We start from the raw sequence: 8,076 nt of genomic DNA on the forward strand, positions 1-8,076 counted from the left end.
TGGAGGAACGGGTCGAGCTGATCGGCGGGTCGTTCGACGCGCGTCCGTCCGCGGGCGGGTTCCGGGTCGCGGCCGACCTGCCGCTGCACCCGGTGGTGCAGGAGGAGACGGGTGCGCCGGGCGCGGTGGCCGAGGCGCCGCCGCCGATCACGGCCGAGATCCTGACCGTGCCGCGCGTGGTCGGTGGCGGCTGCCTCGCCGTGCTCGCGCTGGTCCCGGCGCTCGGCACGGCGTTCGTGCTCCTCGTCGTCGCGGCCTTCGGGCGCGGCGAGATGAGCAGGGAGGAGTTCGACGCCTTCCAGGTGTCGGTGGTGCACGAGGAGGAGGTCACCGAGACGTTCGGCTTCGGCGTGCACACCGACAACGCCGGCTGCTCCCGCTACCGCGCGAGCGACTCGGATGTCCTCGACTACGAGCTCTGCTTCGACGAGTACGGCGTGCTGGCGTCGAAGAAGGAGCTGGCCCGATGAGGTTCGCCCTGCCCGCGCTGGCCCTGCTGGTGGGCCTGGTGCCGTTGATCGCCCCGCTGGCCCCGGTCCCCCACCCGCTGATGACGGTCGCGACGGCGATCTGGATCGCGGCCCTGGTGTGGCTGGCACCGCGGAGACCGCAGTGGGCCCTGCTCCTGACGGCACCGCTGTTCGCGGTCAACAACCTGTGGGCGCAGGCCGTGACGATGTTCGTGGTCTTCGCCGCGAGCCGCCGCATCACCCCGGTGCGCAGGCTCTGGGCACTGCTCGGCGTCATGACGGTCCTGCAGAGCGCCTTCAGCCTGCTCCAGGAGAGCTACCGGGAGATGCCCGTCTGGGAGGCCCTGCTCGGCGCAGTCCTGAGCTCGGTCTTCTTCGTCCTGCTCCCCGCCGTCTCGGGCATGCTGCTGGGCCGCCGCAGGCCGATGGTCCGCCTGCTGCAGGAGCGCAACGAGTACCTGGAACGCGCCAGAGCCCTCACCGCCGCCTCGGCCCGTTCCGACGAACGCGCCCACATCGCGGGCGAGATGCACGACATGCTCGGCCACCGCCTCAGCCTGATCTCCATCCACGCGGGCGCCCTGGAGCTGGCAACGGCGAGAAAAGCCCCCCAGCTGCACGAACAGGCCGAGCTGATCCGCACCACCTCGTCCCTCGCGATGGCCGAGCTGCGCGAGATCCTCGGCGTCCTGCGCACGAACCCGGAACCCGAGTCACTGGACGAGGACACCGGCACCCGTTCGGACATCACCGCCCTGGTCGACAGCTCCGCCGCCGCCGGCCTGACCGTCACCCTGGACTGGTCGGGCGACGACCTGCCCGGCGCCGACCCGCGCACCCGCCGAGCAGTGCACCGAGTGGTCCGCGAGTCCCTGACCAACGTCCACAAACACGCCCCAGCGGCCCGAGCCCGCGTCCAGGTGGCCGTCCAGAACGGCCGGGTGCGGATCCAGGTGCTCAACGGCCCGTCCGCCGCACCTCCCGGCAAGGGCACCCGCCGAGGCCTGATCGGCCTGGAGGAACGAGTGGGTCTGCTGGGCGGCGCGTTCAGCGCGGGCCACCCACCGGAGGGCGGCTTCCGGGTGGCCGCGGACATCCCCGTGCACCCCGCACCCCAGACCGAGCAGTCGGCGGCGGAGGTCCCCGAGGTCCCGCCCCCGCTGGCCGCGGAGATCCTGACCGTCCCCCGCGTGCTGGGCGGCGGCTGCCTGGGCCTGCTCGCCCTGCTCCCCATCGCCGGGGCGCTGATCGTCCTGCTGCTCTTCGCCTTCCTGAACCCGACCCAGATGAACGCGCCGTACTTCGACTCGCTGAAGGTGGGCGTCACCGCCGAGGACGAGGTGATGGAGCAGTTCGGCTTCGGCCAGCTCGGCACCGACGGCTGCTCGCGCTACCGGTCCTCGCACAACGCCGACCTGGTCTACAAACTGTGCTTCAGGGACAACAAACTCGAATCGAAGGAGCAGGAAGGCCCCTGACAGGCCAACGGCGAAGCCAAGGCCCTTCTCTCAAGCGATGCCGAAGGCGAGCCGTCTTTTCCTGACGCCGATTAGAGCCGGTGGGCCCACCCGTTCTTTGCGATTGGGGCTTGACTTTGGGTGCGAGGTGCTACCACTCGTGGCTCGGCCGGTCGCGCAGCGTCCGGCCTTTTCCGGCCGACCCAGCGCCTCGCAAGGGCCCCGAGGTCAAGCCCCAATCGCGGATCGTCGCGCAGCGGCGATGCCACCCAGGTCTTTCGTCCGGGGTGCACGCCCACGCTGGAACAGGCACGGGACCAAAGCAACAGACCCACGCTGGAAGCCAGGGCCCAACACGACAACCCCCACCAAACCTCCCCACCCACCTAAGCTGACAACCGTGATCCGAGTCCTCATCGCAGACGACGAGACCCTGATGCGAGCCGGCATCCGCCTGATCCTCGAGAACGACCCGGAGATCACGGTCGTGGCCGAAGCCCAGGACGGCGCCGAAGCCGTGACCCTGGCCATGAGACACCAGGTCGACGTGGCCCTGCTGGACATCCGGATGCCCGGCGGCGACGGCCTCAAAGCGGCGGAGAAACTGGCAGGGACCACCACCGTCGTCATGCTCACGACGTTCGGCGAGGACTCCTACGTAGCCCAGGCCCTCAAGGTGGGCGCGACGGGGTTCCTCCTGAAGGACACCCCGCCCCAGGACCTGATCAACGCGGTCCGAAAGGCGTCCACCGGCGAACCCATCCTCGCCCCGCAGATCACCAAGCGCCTGATCGAACGCCACCTGACCGCGCCGAACGACGGCTCGGCGGCGCGTCGCAAGATCGACGCGCTCACCGAGACCGAGCGCACCGTGCTGGAGCTCGTGGGCGAGGGCCTGTCCAACACCGAGATCGGCGAGCAGCTCTACATGGCGACCGGCACGGTGAAGGCGCACATCAGCCGGATCCTGCCCAAGCTGGAGGTCACCAACCGCGTGCAGGCCGCCATCGTGGCCCACGACGCCGGACTCACCCGCTCGTGATCACCAGGCCGTGATCACCGGGTGGTGAAGCGGTCCAGCGCCCGGATCTTGTTCGTGGCGTCCAGTGCCGCGACCTTGTAGGCCTCGGACAGGGTCGGGTAGTTGAAGACCGTGTCGACCAGGTAGTCGACCGTGCCGCCGCAGCCCATCACGGCCTGGCCGATGTGCACGAGGTCCGTGGCGCCGGTGCCGAACACGTGCACGCCGAGGATCTTGCGGTCCACAGTGGACACCAGCAGCTTGAGCATGCCGTACGCGTCGCCGACGATCTGGCCGCGCGCCAGCTCGCGGTAGCGCGAGATGCCCACCTCGTAGGGGGTCGCGGACGACGTCAGCTCGGCCTCGGTGGCGCCGCAGTACGAGATCTCCGGGATCGTGTAGATGCCGATCGGCTGCAACGCCGTCAGCTCGTGCACCGGCTCGCCGAACGCGTGGTAGGCGGCCAGCCGGCCCTGGTCCATCGACGTGGCGGCCAGCGCCGGGAAGCCGATGACGTCGCCGACGGCGTAGATGTGCTCGACGGGCGTGCGGTAGTGCTCGTCGACGGACAGGCGGCCGCGGCGGTCGGCCTCGAGGCCGGCGGCGGGGAGGTCGAGCTGGTCGGTGCAGCCCTGACGGCCGGCCGAGTACATGACGGCGGCGGCCGGGATGCGCTTGCCGGAGGCCAGCGTCGTGATGGTGCCGGACTCCGACACCGAGACGTCGACGACCTTCTCGTCGAACCGGAACGTGACGGCGAGGTCGCGCAGGTGGAACTTCAGCGACTCGACGATCTCCGGGTCGCAGAAGTCGAGCATGCGTTCGCGCTGCTCGACGACCGTCACGCGGGTGCCGAGGGCGGCGAACATCGACGCGTACTCGATGCCGATCACGCCGGCGCCGACGACGACCAGCGACGACGGGATCTCGGTGAGGGCGAAGACCTCGTCGGAGTCGAGGATGCGCTCCTCGTCGAAGTCCACGACGGACGGACGCGCGGGCGTCGTGCCGGTGGCGATCACGATGTACTCACCGCTGATCGTCGTCCGGTCGCCGCGGTGGGTTCCCTCCACCGCGACGGTGTGGTCGTCGACGAACCGGCCGAACCCGTTGAGCAGGTCGATGCCGTTGCGGTGCAGCTGTGCGCGCACGACCTGCACCTCGCGGCCGATCACGTGCTGCGTGCGCGCCATCAGGTCGTTGATGGTGATGTCCTGCTTGACGCGGTAGCTCGCGCCGTACAGCTCGCGCTGGCTCATGCCCGTCAGGTACATGACGGCCTCGCGCAGCGTCTTCGACGGGATGGTGCCCGTGTTGGCGCAGACGCCGCCGACCATCTCCTGCTTGTCGATGACCGCCACGCGCTTGCCCAGTTTCGCACCCGCGATCGCCGCTTTCTGGCCGCCAGGACCAGAGCCGATGACGATCAGGTCGTAGTCGTACGACGTCATGGTCAGCAGCCTACTTCGGCTGATCCGTTTCCACCCCTGAACGAAAAATGAATCCGCGTGGCTACGGAACGTCGCGGCCGAACGGGAGCACGAGGTCGAGCAGCCTCGCCCTGGCCCGGTAGTCGGCGACGCGCTCCGCGAACGGGCGCGTCACGATCTTCTTCACGGCGTCCTCGGAAAGGCGTTCGTAGGCGGGCACCGTGTCGTTGCTGAGGAAGTCCCAGCGGGCCACCCGGTCCGCGTAGTTGAACGCGGGCAGCGGGCCGCCGAACAGCGGCCGGTACTGCGCGGGCGTCTTCCCGCCCGGCACCGGCATGGGGCCGGCGACGGTGATCGCGTACGTGACGATCTCGCCGGGCGGCAGCAGCCGCGACCGCGTCCGGTCGAACTGGTCGGCGATCACCAGGTTCTGCTCGCGCGAGGAGAACTCCAGGACGGCCTGCGCCGGGTCGGCCCACGCGGCGGTGGTCGCCGGGTCGATGATGCCCGCGTCCCGCAGCTCCTCGACGGCCTCGACGCCGCCATGCAGATAGGCGGCGTGCATCGCGCCGAGGTCCATGAAGATGTGCTTCTGCATCGACATCAGCATCGACGAGAACCAGCGCAGTTCCGGCACCGTGCCGAGGTCCAGCATGCCCGCGGCGAACGCCGGCGCGCCGATGTTCGCGAATCCCATCCAGCGCAACGATTCCGGGTGGGTGAGGTAGAGCTTCGCGTAGAAGTCGTAGACGGCGAAGATCACCGCGCGGTTCGAGTCGGCGGAGCGTTGCGGATCCCAGTCGGCCAGCCGCACACCCGCGTCGTCCGCGGCGCGCACAATCCAGTACTGCCACAACAACGCTTTGAAGCGGACCGGCGAGACGCCCTTGTCCCGGTTGGAGCTCAACGCCTGCTCGAGCGCGGCGCGGTCGTACGGCAGGTCGGGGTGCACGCCACCCCGCGCCTCGCCGTTCCCGTTGACCAGCGGCAGATCCAGGTAATCCACTGTCTCCGCCTTGGTGGCGCTCATGCTGCCGAGCACGAGCGCCGCCACCACCATGAGCACGCGCATGAGCGCGAACTGTATCCGGAACTCACGCGTTTTCTGTTCACACCCGCAGGTGGTCAAAGCATGCTTTGCGAATTCGTTAGCGATTGCGACACGAATGGGGCCAATAATCTCAACAGGGCTACTCCTTATGGCGATACCGTTTGGGCGTGACACTTGAGGTTCCCTTGATCAAAGCGGTTCGAGCCGGACTCGAGGAGCGCGCGGATTCGCGCAAAGCGCCGGAGATGCAGGCGTACATGAAGTCCGGCATGCCGTTCCTCGGCGTGCAGAAACCGGCGCGCGCGGAGCTGCTGAAGTCGCTGCCCGTGGTCGAGGACCGCGACGAGTGGCTCGCGGCCGTGCAGGCGCTGTGGCGCGAGGCCACCTACCGCGAGGAGCGCTACGTCGCGCTGGCCCTGAGCGGCGACCGCCGGTTCCAGTCGGTCGACCTGCTGCCGTGGTTCGACGAGATGATCGTGACCGGCGCGTGGTGGGACTACGTGGACGAGATCGCGTCGAAACGGGTCGGGCCGCTGCTGCGGTCGGCGCCCGAGGTGGTGCGGCCGTTGGTGCTGCGGTGGTCGACCGACGACGACCGGTGGCGCCGCCGCACGTCGGTGATCTGCCAGCTGGGCGCGAAGTCCGCGACCGACGTGGAGCTACTCACGGCGTGCGTCGACGCGAACGCCGCCGATCCGGACTTCTTCCTGCGCAAGGGGATCGGGTGGGCGCTGCGGGAGTTCGCGAAGACCGAGCCGGGCTGGGTGCGGGCGTTCGTGGAGGCCAGGCCCGAGCTGTCACCGCTGTCCAGGCGCGAGGCCCTCAAGCACCTCTAAGCGTGCTTGGCGCGGCCCGAGTAGGTGAGCGGGAAGACGAGCTCCGCGCACGCCGCCGGCACGTCCTCGGCGACCTGGACCTTCATGGTCACCTCGACCTCTCCCCCGGCCGGGATCTGCACGACGTCGGTGAGCGGCACGACCGTCAGCACACCGGCCGGGCACCCGGCGACGCGCTGCTGCGTGGCGTCGAGGGGCTGACCGGGCACCGCGGACAGGCTCTCGACGACGATGTCGACACCGTTGGGGTTGGAGAGCTGGACCTTGCGCTCGCCCTCGGCGCCCGGCGTGAGCTCCACGGGCGCGCCGGAGATGTCGTTGATCTCGAACGGCTTGAGCTGCTGCATGTCCGACTCGCCACTGCTGACCGAGTACGCCATCGCGGGCCGCTGCGGCTCCGGCCACGTGAGGTGCATGGCCGCGACGACCGCCGCGCCGAGCATGAGGATCGTCAACGACACGGCGACCTCGAGGCGCGGACCCAGACTACGCATGGCGCAACTCTCCAGAGTTGTTGCTCCCAGGCGGTGGGTTCGCCTCTAGCTCCCCACCGGACCGGCGACCAGACTCGCCCGGTGGTTCATCGCTTCGCCCCTCGGCCCAGCGGGCCGCGTCGACAATCTTGGAGAAGCTTCACCTACTGCGCAAGCGTCCGACGGGCGCCGATTTCCCCTTGTAATGAGGGACTTTCGGCACCTTGACAGCTACACAGGGCTACCACCTGCTGATTTGACCCCAAATCCCGCTGGAGGGCATTCAGCCGATCGAGCGAATTCCTATGGGCAGTTTGCTTGTGCCGGGGTCGTGCCCCAGGTGCCGACCGAGGCCTGGACCCGCACGCGGTCGATCGAGAGCGGGACGGAGTACGCCGTGGAGGTGGTGGACGCGCTCTTGTTGAAGTCGCCGTTGCCCTGCTGCCACGACACCGTGTACGAGGTGGCGCCCTGCAGCGCGTTCCACGTCACCGAGGTCGAGTTGCCGGTGCCCTTCGCGCACGAGGTGATCACCACCGGTTGCAGCGTGCCGCCCTTCGCACCAGCGGATCCCTGTCCGCTGGTGGTCCAGGCCGCCACGGCGGGTTGTGCCGCCAGCAGGCACAACACCGCCGCTCCTGCGATCACGCCGCGCATCAGGCACTCGCGATCGTGACGGTCACGGGGATGGAGAAGTCCGCACCCTGGCACGCGTTGACCGCGCCCGGGATCATCGAGACCGAGTTCGCCAGCGTGATCGCGACGGTGGCCCCGGCGGCGATCGACGTGTTCGGGTTCTGCAGGGCGAAGCTCACCGTGGACGCCGGGCACGAACCCACCGCCGGCACCGCGCCGTTGGGGGCGACCGTGCTGACGACCACCGGGTACGGGTTGGGGTTCCTGACCGTGACGACGGCCGTGCCCGTCGCACCGGGGTAGAGGAAACCGGTGGTGACCGCGCCGCCGGTCACCACCGGAGCCGTCGCCGTGGCCGCGGTGGCCGTGGCGTTGCCGGTGCCGGAACTCGTCCAGGCCGCGTAGGCGACGCCCGAGCCGAGTGCGGCCGTCGCGACCGCGAGAACGATGACCCCTCGCCGAACGGACCGCCGGCGGACGAGTTCCCTGAAGCTGATCATGGCTTGGTCGCCGTTCCCGAGTAGGTGAGGGGGAAGGTGAGGTTCTTGCAGGCGTTCGGGGCCGAGGCCGTCATGCGGACGGCCAGCGCCACGTCGGCGCGGCTGTTCCTGGCGACCAGGACCGGCGACTTCAGCGGGTCGACGGTGACGGCGTTCGCGGGGCAGCTCGGAGAAGGGCGCCCGACTGCCGTGTCGAGCCGGG

Annotated in this window: 9 protein-coding genes; 4 read left to right on the forward strand and 5 right to left on the reverse strand. The window is 69.4% G+C overall.

Annotation, left to right across the window (positions count from 1 at the left end):
- The 3 genes from VF330_RS41520 to VF330_RS41530 all read left to right on the forward strand — a co-directional run.
- Positions 1-470: hypothetical protein (locus VF330_RS41520; RefSeq protein ID WP_330857256.1), on the forward strand; the 470-nt coding region annotated here is incomplete at its 5' end.
- A complete protein-coding gene (locus VF330_RS41525) occupies positions 467-1,948 on the forward strand; it encodes a sensor histidine kinase (RefSeq protein ID WP_330857257.1) in 1,482 nt (493 codons plus the stop codon). The genes VF330_RS41520 and VF330_RS41525, both read left to right, overlap by 4 nt.
- A gap of 379 nt (positions 1,949-2,327) precedes the next feature.
- Positions 2,328-2,969 (forward strand): response regulator transcription factor, encoded by a 642-nt coding sequence (locus tag VF330_RS41530; RefSeq protein WP_330857258.1) that lies wholly within the window; start codon positions 2,328-2,330, stop codon positions 2,967-2,969.
- Between the two features lie 14 nt (positions 2,970-2,983).
- On the opposite strand, the gene sthA is transcribed toward VF330_RS41530, so the two are convergent.
- Positions 2,984-4,399, reverse strand: coding sequence for a Si-specific NAD(P)(+) transhydrogenase (gene sthA, locus VF330_RS41535; protein WP_330857259.1), 1,416 nt, complete (start codon positions 4,397-4,399; stop codon positions 2,984-2,986).
- 61 nt (positions 4,400-4,460) lie between these two features.
- Positions 4,461-5,450, reverse strand: a complete 990-nt coding sequence (locus tag VF330_RS41540) for a hypothetical protein (protein ID WP_330857260.1) — start codon at positions 5,448-5,450, stop codon at positions 4,461-4,463.
- Between the two features lie 146 nt (positions 5,451-5,596).
- Here VF330_RS41540 and VF330_RS41545 point away from each other — a divergent pair, with 146 nt between their 5' ends.
- Positions 5,597-6,265, forward strand: coding sequence for a DNA alkylation repair protein (locus VF330_RS41545; RefSeq protein WP_330857261.1), 669 nt, complete (start codon positions 5,597-5,599; stop codon positions 6,263-6,265).
- Here VF330_RS41545 and VF330_RS41550 read toward each other — a convergent pair.
- The 3 genes from VF330_RS41550 to VF330_RS41560 form a co-directional block, all read right to left on the reverse strand.
- Positions 6,262-6,759 carry a hypothetical protein gene (locus VF330_RS41550; protein WP_330857262.1) on the reverse strand — a complete coding sequence of 166 codons (498 nt, stop codon included), beginning with the start codon at positions 6,757-6,759 and terminating at the stop codon, positions 6,262-6,264. The genes VF330_RS41545 and VF330_RS41550 overlap by 4 nt on opposite strands.
- A 282-nt stretch (positions 6,760-7,041) precedes the next feature.
- Positions 7,042-7,395: a hypothetical protein gene (locus VF330_RS41555; RefSeq protein ID WP_330857263.1), complete on the reverse strand. Its 354-nt coding sequence runs from the start codon at positions 7,393-7,395 to the stop codon at positions 7,042-7,044.
- Positions 7,395-7,874 (reverse strand): hypothetical protein, encoded by a 480-nt coding sequence (locus tag VF330_RS41560; protein ID WP_330857264.1) that lies wholly within the window; start codon positions 7,872-7,874, stop codon positions 7,395-7,397. Before VF330_RS41560 ends, VF330_RS41555 begins: the two co-directional genes overlap by 1 nt.
- Positions 7,875-8,076: the final 202 nt, after the last annotated feature.

The organism is Lentzea sp., assembly GCF_036380075.1.
In the GTDB taxonomy this organism is placed as follows: domain Bacteria; phylum Actinomycetota; class Actinomycetes; order Mycobacteriales; family Pseudonocardiaceae; genus Lentzea.